Origin of the sequence: Agrobacterium sp. ES01 (assembly GCF_050320885.1) — a bacterium.
In the GTDB taxonomy this organism is placed as follows: domain Bacteria; phylum Pseudomonadota; class Alphaproteobacteria; order Rhizobiales; family Rhizobiaceae; genus Allorhizobium.
The window spans coordinates 195,060-212,253 of sequence record NZ_JBNQTH010000003.1; the positions used below are offsets into that span (position 1 = coordinate 195,060).

Sequence of the window (17,194 nt, forward strand, 5' to 3'; positions counted from 1 at the left end):
TACCTCATGCGTTGACGAAACGGCGGGGATCGGCTTCTCGCGACCTTAAACCGGAAAGGGCGGCTGCGAGATCCGCCAAAGAGTTTAGATTGTGCACGGAACGCAATTCGTCAATATGCGGCAGCATTGCGCGAATGCCCGATGCCTTTGCTTCGAACCCGTTGAAACGCAAAAGCGGGTTGAGCCAGATCAGCCGCCGGCAAGATCGATGCAGCCTGTCGATCTCCGTCGACAACAGCTCCACACCGTCGCGCTCCAGTCCGTCCGTGATCAAGAGTACCACCGCACCCTGCCCCAGAACGCGCCGCGCCCAGATGCGGTTGAACTCCTTCAATGTCTCGCCGATACGCGTTCCACCGGACCAGTCCTGCACCACGGCATTGCAGCCGGCAATCGCGGCATCCGGATCGCGATGCTTCATTTGCCGGCTCACATTGGACAATCTCGTTCCGAACAGAAATGTATGGACCCGGCCGCGCTTCTCGGTCAGCACGTGAAGAAAGTGCAGGAAGACCCGTGTATACTGGCTCATGGAGCCTGAGATATCGGCCAGAACCACCAGCGGCGGATGAACCTCTCGACGCTTGCGAAAGCGTGGCAGGATCAGATCGCCCCCATGGCGCATGGAACTTCGCATGGTCGCCCGCGGATCAATGCGACCGGGCCTGCCTGCAGGTCTGTATCTGCGAATTTCCACCCGGTCGGCCGGCATCACCAGCCGTTCCATCTCGCGCCGCGCAGCCGCAAGCTCTGCCGCCGACATCTGGGCAAAGTCCATCGACCGCAGCAATTCATTGCCGGAGACTGTGAAACGGGCATCGATCTCGACGTCAGGATCTTCGGCCTCGCGCGGCGGTCGTTGCCGATCGGCAAACAACGCATCGTTGACACGGGCCGAGCCGGGTTTCGCCTTTTCCTTTTCAGCAGCATCAGGGGCGACCGGCGACATCATGGCGATCATCTTGCCGACCAGATCGCGCGAGCGCCAGAAAATGCGAAACGCCTCATCAAACACCATCTGATCCTCGTGACGCTTGACGAAGACACAAGACAGTGCTGCATGGAACTCTACCCGATTACCCATGCCGATTGCCTTGACGGCCTCGATGGCATCAGCAACGGCGCCCGGACCGGGCTTTAAGCCGGCCTTGCGCAGCACCCGGGCGAAATAGACGATATTGTCGGCAAACCGTCCGGCACCGGGTTGGACCGGTGGAAGGACGAGACCATCGCGTTCGCCTGCCCGCTCCATCATCTCAGCTCGCCGCCTGAAGATCGGCCTTTACATCCGACAGCAGCTTTGCCCCCTCGCCGCCCTGGATGCGGGCGATATCCTCCTGATATTTCAGCAGTGTTCCCAGTGTGTCGGAAATCGTTTCGGGATCGAGCGCAAGACGGTCGAGTTCGGTCAGGGCCGTCGCCCAATCGATCGTCTCGGCAACGCCCGGGTTCTTGAACAGATCCAGCGTGCGCAGCTTTTGCACATAGGCCACGATCTCGCCGGACAGGTCTGCATGGCATCCCGGCACCTTGCGCCGAATGATTTCCAGTTCTTCGCGCGCCTGAGGATAATCCACCCAGTGATAAAGGCATCGTCGCTTCAACGCGTCATGCACCTCGCGGGTGCGGTTGGATGTCACGATCACAATGGGCGGATGCTCCGCCTTCACCGTGCCAAGTTCCGGGATCGTCACCTGAAAATCGGATAGCACTTCCAGCAGAAATGCCTCGAAGGCCTCATCCGTACGGTCGAGCTCGTCGATCAGGAACACGGGCGCCTTCCCGCCTGCGCTTTCGAGCGCCTGCAAGACCGGACGACGGATCAGATAACGCTCGGAAAAGATATCCTGCTCCAACCGGTCACGGTTAGATATGCCGGCAGCCTCAGCCATACGAATTTCCAGCATCTGGGCTGGATAGTTCCATTCATAAACGGCAGAGGCAATATCCAGCCCCTCATAGCACTGAAGGCGGATCAGCGGGCGGTCGAGCGCCTTGGCCAGCACCTTGGCGACTTCGGTCTTGCCGACACCGGCCTCGCCTTCGAGAAACAGCGGACGTCCCATACGAAGCGACAGAAACAGCACCGTCGCCAGCGCCTTGCCTGCAAGATAGTCATGGTCCGATAAAAGCCGCATCATCTCGTCGATTGATGCGGGAACCCTTGTGTCCTCACGCTCGGCCATGTCTGCTCCCCGTTATTTCAGGGCAAGCTTACAGGCTGCGGAAACCCCGGTCCAGATAGATGAGCGCATTGTCATCAGCGCCGAAATGAAGCGCTGCAACTTCACCAAACAGCACTGTATGGGTGCCGGTGATCTTGCTGTCGACCACGCGGCAGTCGAACACGGCAGAGGCATCGGTAAGCACAGGCGCACCTGTGGCAAGCGTCTGCCATTGACCAAGCGCAAAACGTTCTTCCGCGGAAAGCTTGCCGAACCCGGCAAACGCGCCTGCCAATGCCTCATGCGCCGGCGTCAGCGAATTGAGCGCGAAATAGCCGCTTTCAAAAAACACGGCATTCTTGTCATTGCTGTTGTTGAGGCAGACCAGCACCATGGGCGGATTGTCGGAAACCGAGCAGGCAGCCGTAATGGTCACGCCCCGTTTCACACCCTCATATTCGGTGGTAACGATTTGCACATGGCCCGCATAGCGCGCCATGGCGTCGCGATAGAGGCTGGAATCTGCCTGCGTCTGTTTATTCAACAAAAAACTCTCCCGGGCTTCAAGGACCCGTTTCAACCATTTCGAACTCAATATGGCGTGCAGGGATTACCTTTTCCATAAAGTGCCTGGAGTTTTAAGGTAAGAGCGCCGGAGCAGATATCCAAACTGCTTTCCGCCGCCACCCCTTATGCGCTACGATGATTGTCATATTGACCGGGATATTCATTGATGACAGCAAGACCAACCGTTTCCCTACTCCTTGCCGCAACAGCGTTTCTCGCATCCACAGCAGCCGATGCACAGGTGATAGGTGTTGTCTCACCGCAGAACGGATCTTTCGAATTGCTCGGTCGGCAGATCCGCGGCGGCGCGGCATTTGCCGGTATTTCCAACGACGTCACCCTCAAGATGGTCCCGGAAAGCTGTGAAGACGGTAGCGGCGAAGCCGTCGCCCGCCGCCTGGTCGAATTGAAGGTCGATGCTGCCATCGGTTTCCTCTGCTCGGAATCGCTCGACGGCGCAATGCCGCCCTTGCAGAGCGCCGGCATTCCGGCAATCACACTTTCGGTGCGCTGGCAGGGCATCATGGAAGATGCGCTGAAACGCGACTGGCCGCTCTTTCGCATGGCACCGGCCACAAGGGCGGAAAGCGACAAACTCGCCGACGTCATCCTCACCCGTTGGCCGGGCGTGGCGCTTGCCCTGATCGACGACGGCACCATCAGCGGGCGCGATCTCTCCGAAGCCGTGCGGTCCAAACTGGAAGAACGCGGCATGAAGCCGGTCTTCACCGACACCTTCCGACCCGGTCAGGAACAGCAGATCGGCCTCGTGCGCCGGCTGCAATCCACAGGTGTCACCCATGTGTTTATCGGCGGCGACCGCAGCGATGTCTCCATCATTGCCCGTGATGCCTCCGCCGAAAAGATCAAACTGACCATCGTCAGCGGTGACGCCATGCGTGCAGCCGACGCCCCCGTTGCGCTGCAAGACGGTGTTTATGCCGTTGCACTGCCGGACTATGGCGCAAAGGCAGATGCAAACGAGATCGCCACCAGCATGCGCGAAAAAGGGATCGAACCTGAAGGCTATGTCCTGCCGGCCTATGCCGCCGTGCAGATTGCCGCGGCAGCGGCTGAAAAAGCCAAACAGGACAAAAGCACGGTCGCCGCCGAGCTTCTTTCCAACCGTTTCGCCACGGCCATCGGTCCCATCGGTTTCACATCCGAACACGAACTCGCCGACAACCCCTATGTCTTGCAGGTCTGGCAGGACGGACGCTTTGTCAGGCCGCCCGCAGATACGCAGTGATCGGACGACGCAGCCAAAGGGGCATGGAATGAACTGGTCGGAACTTCTTGCATTCATCCTGGCGACCACCCTTCTGGTGACCTCGCCCGGGCCCAATGGCGTCTTGATCGCGCGCACCGTGCCAACCTCCGGCAAGGCTGCCGGCTTTGCCAATGTCGCAGGCTTCTTCACCGCCTTTTATATTCACGGCACCCTGTCGATCCTCGGCATATCGATCATACTGACGAAGTCCGCCACAGCCTTCATGATCGTCAAATATCTGGGTGCCGCCTATCTTTGCTGGGTGGGCATCAAATCGCTGCGCGCCGCGATGAGAGAAAAACCGCAAGCGCCAACCATTGCGCCCGCCCGCCGTCGGCGGACGCTGGCATGGGCCTATGTCGAAGGCCTGTTGACCAATGGGCTCAACCCGAAGGTCTCACTCTTCTATCTCGCCGTCTTCCCGCAATTCGTCCCCGTCAACGGTCACCCCGCCGCGACCGCATTCCTGCTGGTCGTCATTCACTCGACGATCAACGTGATCTGGTTCTCCGCCCTCATCCTGCTCTTTTCAAAGGTCACGCAAGCGACGCGCGGCGAACGTTTTCAACGCTGGTTGAAAGGTGTCACGGGTGCGGTTTTTATCGGTTTTGGAGTGAAGCTCGCGACCTTTAAGGCTGTTGGATAGCCGAGAATCACGCATGACAGTATTGCAAACCGAAAACCTGACAATCCGACCTTGTTGTCTGGAAATATCAGGACAGACCGAGCTTGACCGTCACAGCCCGTAAGGCCAGGTCGCCTGCGAGAACACGCCGCCATCCACCGTCAATGTCTGCCCGGTGACGAAACCGGCAGCCTCGCTCACCAGAAACAAGACCGGCCCTGCGATATCTTGCGGATGGCCTGCACGCCTAAGAGGCGTAACCTTGGCCCAGGTCTCCTCGTAATCCGGGGCCTCCACCAGCGTGCGCTCGGTGATGATGGCGCCCGGTGCCACGCAATTGACACGGATGCCGTGCGGACCAAGCTCCACGGCGGCGACCTTGGTGAACTGCTCGACACCTCCCTTTGATGCGGTGTAATCGACCAGTTTTGGAAAGGCGAGCTTGTTGCAGCCGGAGCCGATATTGATGATCGCCCCACCCTTGCCATCCGCAATCATGCGCCGTGCGGCCTCCTTGGTGTTGAGAAAGGCGCCGGTGAGATTGGTCCGGAGCACCCCGCTCCATTGCTCTTCGGTCAGATCGAGAAGCGAGGACCATGTCTGAATGCCGGCATTGTTGACGAGCACATCGGGTGCAGATCCGGCCCATGCGCATGCGGCGTCAAAGAAAGCCTCGACATCGCCCCCCTGCCCCACATCGGCCTTTGCGGCAAATGCCTGTCCGCCACCGGCCTCGACATCCGCCACGACGGCAGCGCCCTCCTCCGCAGAACCGTAATGCGACAGCGCAACCTTGTAGCCGTCCTTGACGAAGGCATCGACCAAATGCCGGCCAATACCGCTGGTGCCGCCGGTGATGATTGCAAATTGTCCCATACAGTCCTCCTGAGCGAGATCGTGGCATGTAAGCTGCCTGACGTCCCCGCGAATCTCGATTGCGCGACGGATACTAGCCTGAAACATCGTTGAGATTAGCCCGCCCGACAGGTTGTGAGCAGGTTTTGCCGGTGCTATTGCGAAGCCCATATTGCGCGTCAAATAGGGCGCGCCAGGCGTTTAACCGGAGAAGCTGCCATGTCCCGTCCGCTCAAGATCGCCCCGTCGATCCTTGCCTCCAACTTTGCCAAGCTCGGCCAGGAAGTGGCCGATGTGACCGAGGCCGGCGCGGACTGGATCCATCTTGATGTCATGGACGGTCATTTCGTGCCCAATATTTCCTTCGGTCCGGCGGTTATCAAATCGCTGCGTCCGCACACCCAGGCAGTCTTCGATTGCCACCTGATGATTGCGCCGGCAGATCCCTATCTTGAAGCTTTTGCGGATGCCGGCTGCGATATCATCACGGTCCATGCCGAGGCTGGCCCTCATCTCCACCGCTCGCTGCAGACCATCCGCGCCCTTGGCAAGAAGGCCGGCGTTTCGCTCAATCCCGCAACGCCACTTTCGCACATCGAACATGTGCTGGACGATCTCGACCTGATCCTGATCATGAGCGTCAACCCCGGCTTCGGCGGTCAGAAGTTCATCCCGGCCATGGTCGAGAAGATTGCCAAAACCAACCTGATGATTGCCAACCGGCCGATCGATCTGGAAGTCGATGGCGGCATTACCCCAGAGACTGCGCCATTGGTAACGGCGGCCGGCGCCAATGCTCTGGTGGCCGGCTCTGCCATCTTCAAGGGCGACGGCGTTGACGACTACCGCAAAACGGTCGACACTCTGAAAAAGGCAGCAGAGGACGGACGAGCTTGATACGTTTCAGCACGGCACTGGCAGCAGCGGGCATCTCGCTTGCCCTTTGCGGACCGGCCCACTCCGGCGATATTGCCAGCGTCCAGCCGCTCGGCTTCTCCGAAGACGGCTCGGTCTTCGCCTTCGAGCAATATGGCGTCCAGGACGGGTCCGGCTTTCCCTATTCCGATATCTTCGTTATCGATACGGACAAGGACACGTTTCTAACGGGCTCTCCCATACGGGTGAGGATCGACGACGAAACAGTCGGGCTTGGCCAGGCGCGCGCAAAAGCCATGGCGCAGGCAAGCGAAATCCTCAAAGATTACGACATCGAGGATCATCCCGGAAAGCTGGTCGCCTTCAATCCGGTCAGCGAACTGGATACCGACGCTTATTTTATCCGGTATCTGCCCTATCCGGCCGATCCTGCCTTTGGAAATCCATACGCCTTTTCGCTCGAGGAAAGCTCGCACCTCCCGGCAGATCAGTGCGAGGGCATACTGGATGAAGTGAAGGGCTTTCGCCTGATCCTCAAGCAAAAAGACGGCAAGGACACCAACACGATCGTCCACGAAGACACCACCGTGCCGAAGAGCCGAAATTGCCCAACGGGCTATCGTATTGGCGGTGTCGTGACTTATACGGCAATGGATGGCGCCACCGTTCATGTCGTCCTGATCAACGTTTTGAGCCACGGCTTCGAGGGACACGACGGTCGCTGGATTGCTGTGCCGGTTCACCCCTGATATGCCAGAATCGGGCAAGACCGGCGCGCCCTCCGTCAGAACTCGCCTCTCAGCATCGCGCCCTCCGGCTCTTATCTGGATCGTCGGCGCTCTTGTCTGGGGCGCTGCCTTGACCGGGGCGCTGCTAGTCACGCTCGCCATTCTGGAGCGTCTGGGCGAATTTCATCTGACGGCTCTCGTCAGCATCTATTTCTGTGGTGGCGCCCTTGCCTGGCTGATCGCCCTGCCGCTGATCCGCTTTGCCAGTTACAGGCGCCGGGTCGAAACCCGTTTTGCCGCCGGCTTCCTGTTTTTAGGCTTGGGAACAGTCGCGATGACCGCTTTTCTGTTCGCCATGCAGTACCGTCTGTTTTATTCCCGCTGGCATGCCCCAGCGGGCTCATTCATCTGGATGTATCAATTCGTCTACACCTCTGCCGGTGCCGCTTATGAATTCTGCGTCATCGGTGTCAGGCTGGTCTTTCCGTGGGCGCCTGCCCTTCTCCTGGCCGCCAGCCTCTATCTTGCCCGTCAAAGAGCCTGAGCGGATTGTTGTGATTATCACGGCACTTTGCTAAAGCGGCGGCAGAATTTCCCAGCACGAATTGCCAAAGACAGGACGCAACGCCGATGATCCCTCGCTATTCCCGGCCCGAAATGGTCGCCATCTGGTCGCCTGAAACCAAGTTCCGCATCTGGTTCGAGATCGAGGCCCATGCCTGCGACGCGCTGGCCGAACTCGGTGTCATCCCGAAATCAGCCGCCGAGACCATCTGGGAAAAGGGCGGAAATGCCGAATTCGACGTTGCCCGCATCGATGAAATCGAGGCCGTCACCAAGCACGACGTCATCGCTTTCCTCACCCATCTCGCTGAATTCGTTGGCCCGGATTCACGCTTCATCCATCAGGGCATGACCTCGTCGGATGTACTCGACACCACCTTCAATATCCAGCTTGTGCGCGCCGCCGACATTCTGCTCGCGGACATGGATCGTCTTCTGGAAGCGCTGAAAAAGCGTGCCTTCGAACACAAGGATACGGTCCGCATCGGTCGCAGCCACGGCATCCATGCCGAGCCGACCACGATGGGTCTCACACTCGCCCGCTTCTATGCTGAAATGAAGCGCAACCGCGACCGGCTGGTCACCGCCCGCGCTGAAGTGGCAACCGGTGCGATCTCCGGCGCCGTCGGCACATTCGCCAATATCGACCCGCAGGTCGAAGAACATGTCTGCGCAAAGCTCGGCCTCGTACCGGAGCCTGTTTCCACCCAGGTCATCCCGCGGGACCGCCACGCCATGTTCTTCGCCACCCTCGGCGTGATTGCGTCTTCGGTCGAGAATGTCGCCATCGAAATCCGCCACATGCAGCGCACCGAAGTGCTGGAAGCGGAAGAATTCTTCTCGCCGGGCCAGAAGGGCTCGTCGGCCATGCCGCACAAGCGCAACCCGGTTCTGACGGAAAATCTCACCGGCCTTGCCCGCCTCGTGCGCATGTCGGTCATCCCGTCCATGGAAAACGTGGCACTGTGGCACGAGCGCGATATCTCGCACTCCTCGGTTGAGCGCGCCATCGGGCCCGACACCACAATCACACTCGATTTCGCCCTCAACCGCCTGTCAGGCGTCATCGAGAAGCTGGTGATCTATCCGGACAACATGTTGAAAAACATGAACAAGTTCAAGGGACTGGTGATGAGCCAGCGCGTTCTCCTGGCACTCACCCAGGCCGGCGTATCACGCGAAGACTCCTACCGTCTGGTACAGCGCAACGCCATGAAGGTCTGGGAACAGGGCAAGGACTTCCTGGAAGAGCTCCTGGCCGACGAAGAAGTGCGCAAGGCGCTGTCGGAAGAGGAAATCCGCGAAAAGTTCGACCTTGGCTATCATACCAAGCATGTCGACACGATCTTCAAACGCGTTTTTGGTTGATCCGGCCGAAAGACGCCATAACGATTGAGATGTTGAGGGTGGCGGCCAATCAGGCCGTCACCCTTTTTCAATCGCATTGGTTAAAGCGAAAAGACTGTCATCAGGCGGCTGACTGCCCCTTCCCCGAGGCGGTCTTTGCTATACGGCTGCTTCTGGGCTTCAGCGTCCGCAGTTGGGCCGGCACCGGCAGCGGTTCGATCAGCTTGCGATAAAGATGCCACGTCGCATGGCCGAGGATCGGTACGATCACAGCCAGGCCGACCAGAAGTGTCGCCATGCCAACCAGCAGCGCAATCGCCACCACCAGCCCCCAGAGCAACACCGGCACCGGATTGGCGATGGTCACACGAAGCGACGTCTCGATGGCGACCGCCACGCTGACCTTGCGATCCAACATCAGCGGAAAGGCAACGATACTGGTGGCAAGGGCTACGAGTGCAAAGACGAAACCGATGAGATTGCCCCAGATGATCAGCGCCCATCCCCCCGGAGCCTCCATCACATCGGCGGCAAAACGCAAGAACGACGCCGGAGCAAGATCACCGAAGGACAGGAAATAGAGCCACTGGGCGGCGACCAGCCAGGCGACGAACAGCCCGACCAGAAAGGCACTCATGGCAATGATCGACGGCAGCGCTGGCGAGTGTCGTACTTCAAAGGCATGGTGCCAGCTTGTATCCTCCCCCATCTCTCGCCGGCGGCTGATCTCATAAAGACCCAGCGCCAGAATGGGGCCGACCAGAGCAAAACCGCTCATCAGAGGATAAATCATCGGCAAGAGTGCCACGCCGATGCTCCAGGCGATCAGGACGATCCCCGCGACCGGATAAATCAAACCCATGAATACATAATGAGAGGGCTTCGCCTTGAAGTCCTCCAGCCCGGCATGCAAGGCATCGCTGATGTCTTGCGTTGTAATCTGGCGTATTATTGGCTGCTCAAGCGCCCCGTGCGCTGCCGCCATTCCTTGTATACTGGCCATGCTGCTGCTCCACTCCCGGTTAGGCCGGCGATGACCGAACGGTCCTCTAGTCAAATAGGACCGCCGGTAGCTCCGGCATTGCCTGCTCAATGGTTTTGCCTCCCTACCGCCAATCGGCAGCAAGACCATGGAGTAGGCCGCAAGCGTCTCAAGAGCAGCACAACAACGACGCATATTCAGCCATGCGTTGAAGCTTATCACAGCCTGCACGTGATGTCGCCACACTCGCGAAAATATGAAGGAAGCCGATATCCAATCGGGCTTCAACGACCATCAAGATCCGTTGCGGATCGCGTGACGGAAAATTCCTTTCGCCTCCATGCTTGACGAATGAAGCCCGTGACAGCAGATAAGGGCCATGAAGGCGTCAGAAGCAGAAATTCTCATCATTCCCGGATACACCAATTCGGGCCCCGACCATTGGCAAAGCCGCTGGGAGCAGAAACTCTCCTCGGCGCGCAGGGTCGAGCAGGCCGAATGGTCGAAGCCCGTGCTGGAAGACTGGGTCGAACGCGTGGCCGCAGAGGTCAATGCAAGCGAAAAGCCCGTCGTTTTGGTTGCCCACTCGCTTGGCATCCCGACGGCGATCCATGCCATCCCGAAATTCGAGAAGAAGGTTGCCGGCGCCTTCTTCGTTGCGCCGCCTGAGGTGGATAATCCGAAAATCCGTCCGAAGCACCTGATGACCTTCGGCCCCTATCCAAGAGCGCCGTTGCCGTTTCCGACGCTCACCATCGCCAGTCGCAACGATCCATTCGGCTCGTATGATCACGCCGACGACGTCGCCAATGCCTGGGGCTCGCTGCTGATAGACGCAGGCGAGGCCGGCCATATCAATGCAGAATCGGGTCACGGACCCTGGCCAGAAGGCACGATGGTATTCGCGCAGTTTCTGGGCCGGCTCTGACAAGGTCGGCGATTAAGCCGATCTTAATGCAATATCCATAACTTTCCTGCAACGTTCCCGCCGTGCCGAGTATGAGGGGGCAAGTTGCAGCGTAGCGCCACCAAACGGCTTTTCAAACAGGCCAATCTGACGGATCTGCCATCCGGGCTGTTCGACGCCTTGCCGGAAGCCACAGCAATTGTGGATCGAAACGGCGACTTCAGCCTTATCAACAAGGCATTCCAGACACTGCTTAAGACGCATGCCCAGTCGGGGTCTTGCGCAGACTTTGTCTACGATGACGACTGCGCACCTTTCAGCGCCTTTCTGGTTGCCGGCCAACTGTCGACCGAGGAGCGACGCCCTACACAAGTGCGGCTCCTCGCCGCTGACGGAACAGCAATCTGGGTATTGGCGAGCCTCGCTCCGCTGGCGATTGACAATCCAAGGCAGGCTCTGGTGGTCCAGTTCGCCAACATTTCGGCCCTAAAGGCCAAGGAATCGGAGCTATCGCTTAAGGAAGCGCGTTGGCGGCAGGCACTCACCAGTTCCGCAACAGGTGTTTGGGACCATAATTTCGCGACCGGAGAAATGTTCTACTCCTCCGAATGGCGCAAGATGCGCGGGCTCGCGAAGAACGATCCGATCCCGGAAACGGACCAAGATTGGCTGGCACTCATCCATCCCGACGATCGGGACCGGACCATGCACGCCCTGGAGCGGCAGAACGCGGGCGACCCCCTGTTTGCCTGCTTCGAATATCGGGAGCGTCACAGAGACGGACACTGGGTCTGGATAGAATGCCGCGGCGCATGTGTCGCCTGGGACAGCATGGGCACGCCCCTGCGTATCATCGGCATCGACACCGACATTACTGAACGCAAGCGCTCCGAAGAAATGCTGAAGGAACTATCGCGTCGCCTCAAGCTGGCACTGGAAGTCTCAAATATCGGCGTTTTCGAAGCGGACTTCGATACAGGCCGGAGCGACTGGGACCAAAGCATGCGCAAGGTCTTCGGCATCGACGAGAATAGCGAAGTCAATATTGGCGGCATCTGGGAACAGCTCGTGCACCCGGATGATCGTGACCGTGTGCTTGAAAATGTCGATATGAACGTCAAGAATTTGCAGCCGTTTTCGGATGAATACCGCGTGGTCTTGCCCAATGGCTCCCAGCGCTACATCCGCTCGCGCACCCTGCCCTATATAAGCGCCGACGGTCACCGCAGGATGGTGGGCGCCAATTGGGACGTCACAGCAGACAGGGCGCTCAGAAGCGAGCTGGAACGCTCCAAAACGCTGGCTGAAGCCCGCAACGGTGAACTCGAAAAAGCCAAGGCGCATATCGAACACATTGCGATGCACGATTATCTGACCGGCCTGCCCAACCGACGCTATCTGGACGAGACGTTGACCGCGTTCGGCGCTGACTGCGAACAATCCGGTCAATCACTTGCCGTGCTGCATATCGATCTGGACCGCTTCAAGCAGATCAACGATACGCTTGGCCACGACGCCGGGGACACCATGCTCAGGCATGCATCCCGTATCCTCACCGACAATATCAGAGACGACGATTTCGCAGCCCGCATTGGCGGCGACGAATTTGTGGTGCTCGTTCGCTCCGACGGCTCGCAACGCAAGCTGGCACGGCTTGCCGATCGCATCATCAGCGAAATGCGCAAACCGGTCGCCGTCGATGGTCACGAATGCCGTTTCGGCAGCAGCATCGGCGTCGCCGTCGCCAGAGGCCCTGGGCTCGATGCCCGCCAGCTGCTGCTCAACGCCGACATTGCCCTCTACCACGCAAAGAACAGTGGCCGTAATCGCTGCGAGTTCTTCTCGCCCGACACCCACAGCCAGATGATCAGCGTCAAGAAACTGTCGGATGACATTCTGCGCGGACTGGAGATGGATGAGTTCGTGCCCTTCTACCAGTTCCAGTTCTGTGCCCGCACACTGGACGTAACAGGCGTTGAAACGCTGGCCCGCTGGAGGCACCCGGAAAAGGGGCTGCTGATGCCAGACAGCTTCCTGACGGTCGCCGACGATCTGGACGTCGTTGCCACCATTGATGGCCTGATCCTTGAAAAGGCACTGATCGACTTCAAGCGCTGGCGCGCACAGGGGCTTGTCGTGCCCAAACTCTCGGTCAATGTATCCTCGCGCCGCCTTCACGACCCTGCGCTGAAGAAGAAGCTGTCAACACTCGACATCAAGCCGGGCACAGTCTCGTTCGAACTGCTGGAATCGACATTCCTCGATGACTTTAACGAGCAGGTCAGTACCAATCTGGCGCATCTGCGCAAGCTCGGGATCGATATCGAGGTGGATGACTTTGGAACGGGTCACGCCTCAATCGTCAGTCTTCTTCGCCTCAGCCCGCACACCTTCAAGATTGATCGAGAGCTGATCAGCAAAGTCCCGGATTCAAAGGAACAGAGGCAGATGGTGCGCTCCATCATCGAACTCGGCCACTCTCTGGACATCCGTGTCATCGCAGAGGGCGTGGAGACAGCCGATCATGTGCGCGTGCTGAGTGAGCTTGGCTGCGATGTTCTGCAGGGTTACGGCTTGTCGAAACCCATCCCCTTTGAGGAGACGGCAAAGTTTCTTGAAAACGAATCCTGGCGGGTGCAGAACCATGCCAAAGGGCGCAAGGGCGAGTAGACGAGCTCCCGCCCCCGCGCAGAAATTCACTTGGTTTGTACTTGCTCGATCGCTTCACCGAGCAGATCGACCATTTTGGTCCGGATGGCCTCATCGCTGATCGTGACACCGCCAGCCGTCAGATCGCCGCGGACCTTGCGAAAAACATCTTCATCGCCGGCTTCCTCGAAATCGGATGCAACCACCTCCTTGGCGTAGGCGTCCGCAGCTTCGCCATCCTTGCCGAGTTGCGAGGCAACCCAAAGGCCAAGCAACTTGTTGCGCCGTGCTTCTGCCCGGAACTTCAGATCCTGATCATGCGCGAACTTGTTTTCAAACGCTTTTTGACGATCATTGATACCGCTCATCTGCATCTCCCAATTTGCACGCCGCCGGGCGCGCTTCGTTTCCCCATTAATCAAAACCCTGTACAAAGAGCAATGCGTCCCTTTGTCGATTCTCTCACGCTTCGAAAGCTCCTGTCACCCCTCCATGGCCATCACCAGCAAAACAGAGGAAGGAACAACAGTCGCATTGTGGAAATCGCCGTTATCCTTTATGGGACCGCTTTAAATCATAACTCCACTGCGTTTCGCTGAGAACGCCAACAGCAGAGAACATCATCCATGAACCGTCGCCGCCGTATTTACGAGGGCAAGGCCAAGATCCTCTATGAAGGTCCAGAGCCGGGCACACTGGTCCAGTTTTTCAAGGACGATGCGACCGCTTTCAACAAGAAGAAGCACGATGTCATCGACGGCAAGGGCGTACTCAACAATCGCATTTCCGAGTACCTCTTCACCCACCTGAACAAGATCGGCATTCCCACCCACTTCATCCGCCGGCTCAACATGCGCGAGCAGCTGATCAAGGAAGTGGAGATCATTCCGCTTGAGATCGTGGTGCGCAACGTCGCTGCCGGATCGCTCGCCAAGCGGCTCGGAATTGACGAGGGCGTCGTTTTGCCCCGCTCGATCATCGAATTCTACTACAAGTCGGATGCGCTCGAAGACCCGATGGTCTCCGAAGAGCATATCACGGCCTTCGGTTGGGCAAATCCCGCCGAACTCGACGATATCATGGCGCTGGCCATCCGCGTCAACGACTTCCTCTCCGGGCTGTTTCTCGGCATCGGCATCCAGCTCATCGACTTCAAGATAGAATGCGGTCGCCTTTTTGAAGGCGAAATGATGCGGATCATCCTCGCCGACGAGATCTCGCCGGACAGCTGCCGCCTGTGGGATATCGAAACCCGGGAAAAGCTCGACAAGGACCGTTTCCGCGAGGATCTCGGTGGCCTGCTCGAAGCCTATCAGGAAGTTGCACGCCGTCTCGGCATCATCAATGAAAATGAACCGCTCCGGGGCACCGGTCCGGTTCTCGTGAAGTAATCAAGGGAGCTATCCAGTGATCAAGGCCCGCGTCACCGTCACATTGAAAAACGGCGTTCTCGATCCCCAGGGCAAGGCGATCGAAGGTGCATTGTCGACCTTGGGTTTCGACGGCGTCAGCCATGTCCGTCAGGGCAAGGTCTTTGACCTCGAACTCGATACAGCCGACAAGGCAAAGGCCGAGCAGGACCTCAAAGCCATGTGTGAAAAGCTGCTCGCAAACACCGTCATCGAGAACTATACTATCGCCATCGACTGAGGGTTGAAGGGGCGCGGCCATGGCCGAAGTGACCAGTGAAATGCTCTACGAAGATCTGCTCAAGCTGGATGCGAGAGCAGCTCAAGCGGAAGCTGCATTGAACGATCTGGTGAGTTCCATGAAAGACATGAACAAGGAACTCACGGATGGTCAGGTCAAAACGGAAGAGCTGAAGAGAAAGATCTTCAAGAACCGTGTTGAAGCTGAGGGTGCACTGATTGGCTGACATGTCTCCCGAATTGGTCCAGGAGCCTTTGCGCCGTATCCACCAGCGAGCGGACCGACCAGAGACAACTGCCCGCGACCTGCGAAATGAGTTAAATGCCATGCGCCTGACATCGCATGCGCATCAAAGCGACATAAACAACCTCTACGCCCTGCATCCGCAATTGGATGAGCGGCTTGAGAGGATCGAAAACCGTCTGGAGCTCCGCGAGCTTCAGGAAGCACAATCAAGGTTTGAACCAAGCCCATGAAATCTGCAGTCGTTCAGCTCCCAGGCCTCAACCGCGACCGCGACATGATCGCAGCCCTCACCAAGATTTCCGGCCATGCGCCGGTTACCGTCTGGCAGACGGAGACGGAAATCCCCGATGTCGACCTGATCGTCATCCCGGGCGGCTTCTCCTATGGTGACTATCTGCGCTGTGGCGCAATCGCTGCCCGCATGCCGGTGATGCAGGCGATCAAGTCAAAGGCCGAGCAGGGCGTCAAAGTGCTCGGGGTCTGCAACGGCTTCCAGATTCTGGTTGAAGCTGGCATGCTGCCCGGCGCGCTGATGCGCAATGCCTCGCTCAAATTCGTCTGCCGCGAAGTCAAGCTTGAGGTCGTAAACCCCGACACCGACTTCTCGCGCGCTTACGAAAAGGGCCAGATCATCCGCACCCCTGTTGCCCATCACGACGGCAACTATTTTGCCGATGCCGAAACGCTTTCGGCTATGTATGATAAGGGACAGGTCGTATTTAAATATGCCGACGGCACAAACCCCAACGGTTCTGTGGACGACATCGCAGGTGTCATGAACGAGAAGGGCAACGTGCTCGGCATGATGCCCCATCCGGAAAACCTCATTGAAGCCGCCCATGGGGGCAGCGACGGACGCGGCATCTTTGCATCTGCGCTCGACGTCGTCGCAGCGTCTGCCTGAGAAAGAACAAAATGCGCCCTGCCCTCACTGCGGCACTTTTCATCGGTCTCGCAGGCCTTTCGGCCTGCCAGTCAAAATCGGACAACAAGCCGACCCAATCGGCGCTTGATGTGATGGAACGGGTTGCGGTGGGTGCAAACCGCTGCTGGTTCAAATCTGGTGATTCCGCCTTCACCGCTTATGAAATGGCGCCTGAACTCAACTCATTCTCCGGCAAGCCACGCATTCTGCTGGTACGCAAGGGCCACAGCGACATTCGCCCGGTCCTGGTCGTGCTCGCGGAAGGTCGACCGGCAAAACTGAGCGCGTTCGGCCCCATAATGAACGAGCCCATCGCGTCGCGTATCGGAACAGATGTCACGCGCTGGGCCGGTGGCGATAAGGGCTGCTGATAAAAGACGGCCCGAACGTGGTTGGGAACGTTCGGACCGTCTATAAGACTGCAGTGATGCAGCCTCGAGCTGATCATGTCGGCTGAGCTATCAACAGCGATAAACCGTCGCCTCTCCACTCATAGAAACAGAGACCTGCGCACTTCCTCGCGCACCTGCTGCCGGCTGATACCGATGTCGCGCAACATTGTGTCGTCAAGCTCGCGCAGCGCCAGACGGCTGCGACGTCGCGCACTCCAATTGACCAACATCTGCCACAACCCCGCCGCTCCACGACGCGTGACGGGCATCGGCGCGGGCGCCAACATGTCACCCGTGGACCGAAACAGGCTCTCTCGCTGGTAACCATCGGGATAAATTGTATCTATTGTCACGAGATATTCATCGTACTTGCGCATATTGCACCTACATCCGCATGGTTTAATCGGTGCAATTTAGATATATTGACACCTTCAAGGGTTCAATGT

At 58.4% G+C, this 17,194-nt stretch carries 20 protein-coding genes; 13 read left to right on the top strand and 7 right to left on the bottom strand.

What is annotated here, in order from left to right; translation table 11 throughout:
* Nucleotides 1-4 precede the first annotated feature (4 nt).
* From ACQQ2Q_RS10250 to ACQQ2Q_RS10260, 3 genes are read right to left on the bottom strand one after another with little or no spacing between them, the layout of a single operon-like run.
* Nucleotides 5-1,252, bottom strand: coding sequence for a vWA domain-containing protein (locus tag ACQQ2Q_RS10250; RefSeq protein WP_428187486.1), 1,248 nt, complete (start codon nt 1,250-1,252; stop codon nt 5-7).
* A 4-nt stretch (nt 1,253-1,256) separates the two neighbouring features.
* Entirely contained in the window at nt 1,257-2,186 is a 930-nt protein-coding gene (locus ACQQ2Q_RS10255; RefSeq protein ID WP_428186971.1) for an AAA family ATPase, read from the bottom strand.
* 28 nt (nt 2,187-2,214) lie between these two features.
* Nucleotides 2,215-2,664, bottom strand: a complete 450-nt coding sequence (locus ACQQ2Q_RS10260) for a flavin reductase (protein WP_428187487.1) — start codon at nt 2,662-2,664, stop codon at nt 2,215-2,217.
* A 234-nt stretch (nt 2,665-2,898) separates the two neighbouring features.
* Here ACQQ2Q_RS10260 and ACQQ2Q_RS10265 point away from each other — a divergent pair, with 234 nt between their 5' ends.
* A complete protein-coding gene (locus tag ACQQ2Q_RS10265; RefSeq protein ID WP_428186972.1) occupies nt 2,899-3,981 on the top strand; it encodes an ABC transporter substrate-binding protein in 1,083 nt (360 codons plus the stop codon).
* A 28-nt stretch (nt 3,982-4,009) separates the two neighbouring features.
* On the top strand, nt 4,010-4,648 hold the full coding sequence (locus ACQQ2Q_RS10270; RefSeq protein ID WP_428186973.1) for a LysE family translocator: 639 nt from the start codon (nt 4,010-4,012) through the stop codon (nt 4,646-4,648).
* A gap of 90 nt (nt 4,649-4,738) precedes the next feature.
* On the opposite strand, the gene ACQQ2Q_RS10275 is transcribed toward ACQQ2Q_RS10270, so the two are convergent.
* Entirely contained in the window at nt 4,739-5,503 is a 765-nt protein-coding gene (locus ACQQ2Q_RS10275; RefSeq protein ID WP_428186974.1) for an SDR family NAD(P)-dependent oxidoreductase, read from the bottom strand.
* 198 nt (nt 5,504-5,701) lie between these two features.
* Here ACQQ2Q_RS10275 and rpe point away from each other — a divergent pair, with 198 nt between their 5' ends.
* The 4 genes from rpe to purB all read left to right on the top strand — a co-directional run bounded on the left by rpe (nt 5,702) and on the right by purB (nt 9,018).
* On the top strand, nt 5,702-6,379 hold the full coding sequence (gene rpe / locus ACQQ2Q_RS10280; RefSeq protein WP_428186975.1) for a ribulose-phosphate 3-epimerase: 678 nt from the start codon (nt 5,702-5,704) through the stop codon (nt 6,377-6,379).
* A complete protein-coding gene (locus ACQQ2Q_RS10285; RefSeq protein ID WP_428186976.1) occupies nt 6,376-7,107 on the top strand; it encodes a DUF2259 domain-containing protein in 732 nt (243 codons plus the stop codon). The genes rpe and ACQQ2Q_RS10285 overlap by 4 nt, the downstream gene beginning before the upstream one ends.
* A gap of 1 nt (nt 7,108) precedes the next feature.
* On the top strand, nt 7,109-7,630 hold the full coding sequence (locus ACQQ2Q_RS10290; RefSeq protein ID WP_428186977.1) for a hypothetical protein: 522 nt from the start codon (nt 7,109-7,111) through the stop codon (nt 7,628-7,630).
* An 86-nt stretch (nt 7,631-7,716) separates the two neighbouring features.
* The gene (gene purB / locus ACQQ2Q_RS10295) at nt 7,717-9,018 is read left to right on the top strand and encodes an adenylosuccinate lyase (RefSeq protein WP_428186978.1); all 1,302 of its coding nucleotides are present in this window, start codon (nt 7,717-7,719) and stop codon (nt 9,016-9,018) included.
* A gap of 100 nt (nt 9,019-9,118) precedes the next feature.
* On the opposite strand, the gene ACQQ2Q_RS10300 is transcribed toward purB, so the two are convergent.
* Nucleotides 9,119-10,000 (bottom strand): DUF2189 domain-containing protein, encoded by an 882-nt coding sequence (locus tag ACQQ2Q_RS10300; protein ID WP_428186979.1) that lies wholly within the window; start codon nt 9,998-10,000, stop codon nt 9,119-9,121.
* Between the two features lie 358 nt (nt 10,001-10,358).
* On the opposite strand from ACQQ2Q_RS10300, the gene ACQQ2Q_RS10305 reads away from it, so the two are divergent.
* A complete protein-coding gene (locus tag ACQQ2Q_RS10305; protein ID WP_428186980.1) occupies nt 10,359-10,907 on the top strand; it encodes an RBBP9/YdeN family alpha/beta hydrolase in 549 nt (182 codons plus the stop codon).
* A gap of 84 nt (nt 10,908-10,991) precedes the next feature.
* On the top strand, nt 10,992-13,556 hold the full coding sequence (locus tag ACQQ2Q_RS10310) for a sensor domain-containing protein (protein WP_428186981.1): 2,565 nt from the start codon (nt 10,992-10,994) through the stop codon (nt 13,554-13,556).
* A 26-nt stretch (nt 13,557-13,582) separates the two neighbouring features.
* On the opposite strand, the gene ACQQ2Q_RS10315 is transcribed toward ACQQ2Q_RS10310, so the two are convergent.
* On the bottom strand, nt 13,583-13,903 hold the full coding sequence (locus ACQQ2Q_RS10315) for a DUF1476 domain-containing protein (protein ID WP_428186982.1): 321 nt from the start codon (nt 13,901-13,903) through the stop codon (nt 13,583-13,585).
* A gap of 258 nt (nt 13,904-14,161) precedes the next feature.
* Between ACQQ2Q_RS10315 and purC the strand changes: the two genes are divergently transcribed.
* The 5 genes from purC to ACQQ2Q_RS10340 all read left to right on the top strand — a co-directional run bounded on the left by purC (nt 14,162) and on the right by ACQQ2Q_RS10340 (nt 16,727).
* The gene (gene purC, locus ACQQ2Q_RS10320; protein WP_428186983.1) at nt 14,162-14,926 is read left to right on the top strand and encodes a phosphoribosylaminoimidazolesuccinocarboxamide synthase; all 765 of its coding nucleotides are present in this window, start codon (nt 14,162-14,164) and stop codon (nt 14,924-14,926) included.
* Between the two features lie 16 nt (nt 14,927-14,942).
* The gene (gene purS / locus ACQQ2Q_RS10325; protein WP_428186984.1) at nt 14,943-15,185 is read left to right on the top strand and encodes a phosphoribosylformylglycinamidine synthase subunit PurS; all 243 of its coding nucleotides are present in this window, start codon (nt 14,943-14,945) and stop codon (nt 15,183-15,185) included.
* 19 nt (nt 15,186-15,204) lie between these two features.
* On the top strand, nt 15,205-15,411 hold the full coding sequence (locus ACQQ2Q_RS10330; RefSeq protein WP_428186985.1) for a hypothetical protein: 207 nt from the start codon (nt 15,205-15,207) through the stop codon (nt 15,409-15,411).
* Between the two features lie 246 nt (nt 15,412-15,657).
* Nucleotides 15,658-16,335 (top strand): phosphoribosylformylglycinamidine synthase subunit PurQ, encoded by a 678-nt coding sequence (purQ, locus tag ACQQ2Q_RS10335; RefSeq protein ID WP_428186986.1) that lies wholly within the window; start codon nt 15,658-15,660, stop codon nt 16,333-16,335.
* An 11-nt stretch (nt 16,336-16,346) separates the two neighbouring features.
* A complete protein-coding gene (locus tag ACQQ2Q_RS10340; RefSeq protein ID WP_428186987.1) occupies nt 16,347-16,727 on the top strand; it encodes a hypothetical protein in 381 nt (126 codons plus the stop codon).
* A 119-nt stretch (nt 16,728-16,846) separates the two neighbouring features.
* On the opposite strand, the gene ACQQ2Q_RS10345 is transcribed toward ACQQ2Q_RS10340, so the two are convergent.
* Nucleotides 16,847-17,125: a DUF1127 domain-containing protein gene (locus tag ACQQ2Q_RS10345; protein ID WP_428186988.1), complete on the bottom strand. Its 279-nt coding sequence runs from the start codon at nt 17,123-17,125 to the stop codon at nt 16,847-16,849.
* Nucleotides 17,126-17,194 lie beyond the last annotated feature (69 nt).

Coding starts and splice junctions, on each gene's coding strand:
- ACQQ2Q_RS10250 (WP_428187486.1), bottom strand. CDS start 1,252: ATGGAGCGGGCAGGCGAACGCGATGGTCTCGTCCTTCCACCGGTCCAA.
- ACQQ2Q_RS10255 (WP_428186971.1), bottom strand. CDS start 2,186: ATGGCCGAGCGTGAGGACACAAGGGTTCCCGCATCAATCGACGAGATG.
- ACQQ2Q_RS10260 (WP_428187487.1), bottom strand. CDS start 2,664: ATGGCGCGCTATGCGGGCCATGTGCAAATCGTTACCACCGAATATGAG.
- ACQQ2Q_RS10265 (WP_428186972.1), top strand. CDS start 2,899: ATGACAGCAAGACCAACCGTTTCCCTACTCCTTGCCGCAACAGCGTTT.
- ACQQ2Q_RS10270 (WP_428186973.1), top strand. CDS start 4,010: ATGAACTGGTCGGAACTTCTTGCATTCATCCTGGCGACCACCCTTCTG.
- ACQQ2Q_RS10275 (WP_428186974.1), bottom strand. CDS start 5,503: ATGGGACAATTTGCAATCATCACCGGCGGCACCAGCGGTATTGGCCGG.
- rpe (WP_428186975.1), top strand. CDS start 5,702: ATGTCCCGTCCGCTCAAGATCGCCCCGTCGATCCTTGCCTCCAACTTT.
- ACQQ2Q_RS10290 (WP_428186977.1), top strand. CDS start 7,109: ATGCCAGAATCGGGCAAGACCGGCGCGCCCTCCGTCAGAACTCGCCTC.
- purB (WP_428186978.1), top strand. CDS start 7,717: ATGATCCCTCGCTATTCCCGGCCCGAAATGGTCGCCATCTGGTCGCCT.
- ACQQ2Q_RS10300 (WP_428186979.1), bottom strand. CDS start 10,000: ATGGCCAGTATACAAGGAATGGCGGCAGCGCACGGGGCGCTTGAGCAG.
- ACQQ2Q_RS10305 (WP_428186980.1), top strand. CDS start 10,359: ATGAAGGCGTCAGAAGCAGAAATTCTCATCATTCCCGGATACACCAAT.
- ACQQ2Q_RS10315 (WP_428186982.1), bottom strand. CDS start 13,903: ATGAGCGGTATCAATGATCGTCAAAAAGCGTTTGAAAACAAGTTCGCG.
- purC (WP_428186983.1), top strand. CDS start 14,162: ATGAACCGTCGCCGCCGTATTTACGAGGGCAAGGCCAAGATCCTCTAT.
- ACQQ2Q_RS10330 (WP_428186985.1), top strand. CDS start 15,205: ATGGCCGAAGTGACCAGTGAAATGCTCTACGAAGATCTGCTCAAGCTG.
- purQ (WP_428186986.1), top strand. CDS start 15,658: ATGAAATCTGCAGTCGTTCAGCTCCCAGGCCTCAACCGCGACCGCGAC.
- ACQQ2Q_RS10340 (WP_428186987.1), top strand. CDS start 16,347: ATGCGCCCTGCCCTCACTGCGGCACTTTTCATCGGTCTCGCAGGCCTT.
- ACQQ2Q_RS10345 (WP_428186988.1), bottom strand. CDS start 17,125: ATGCGCAAGTACGATGAATATCTCGTGACAATAGATACAATTTATCCC.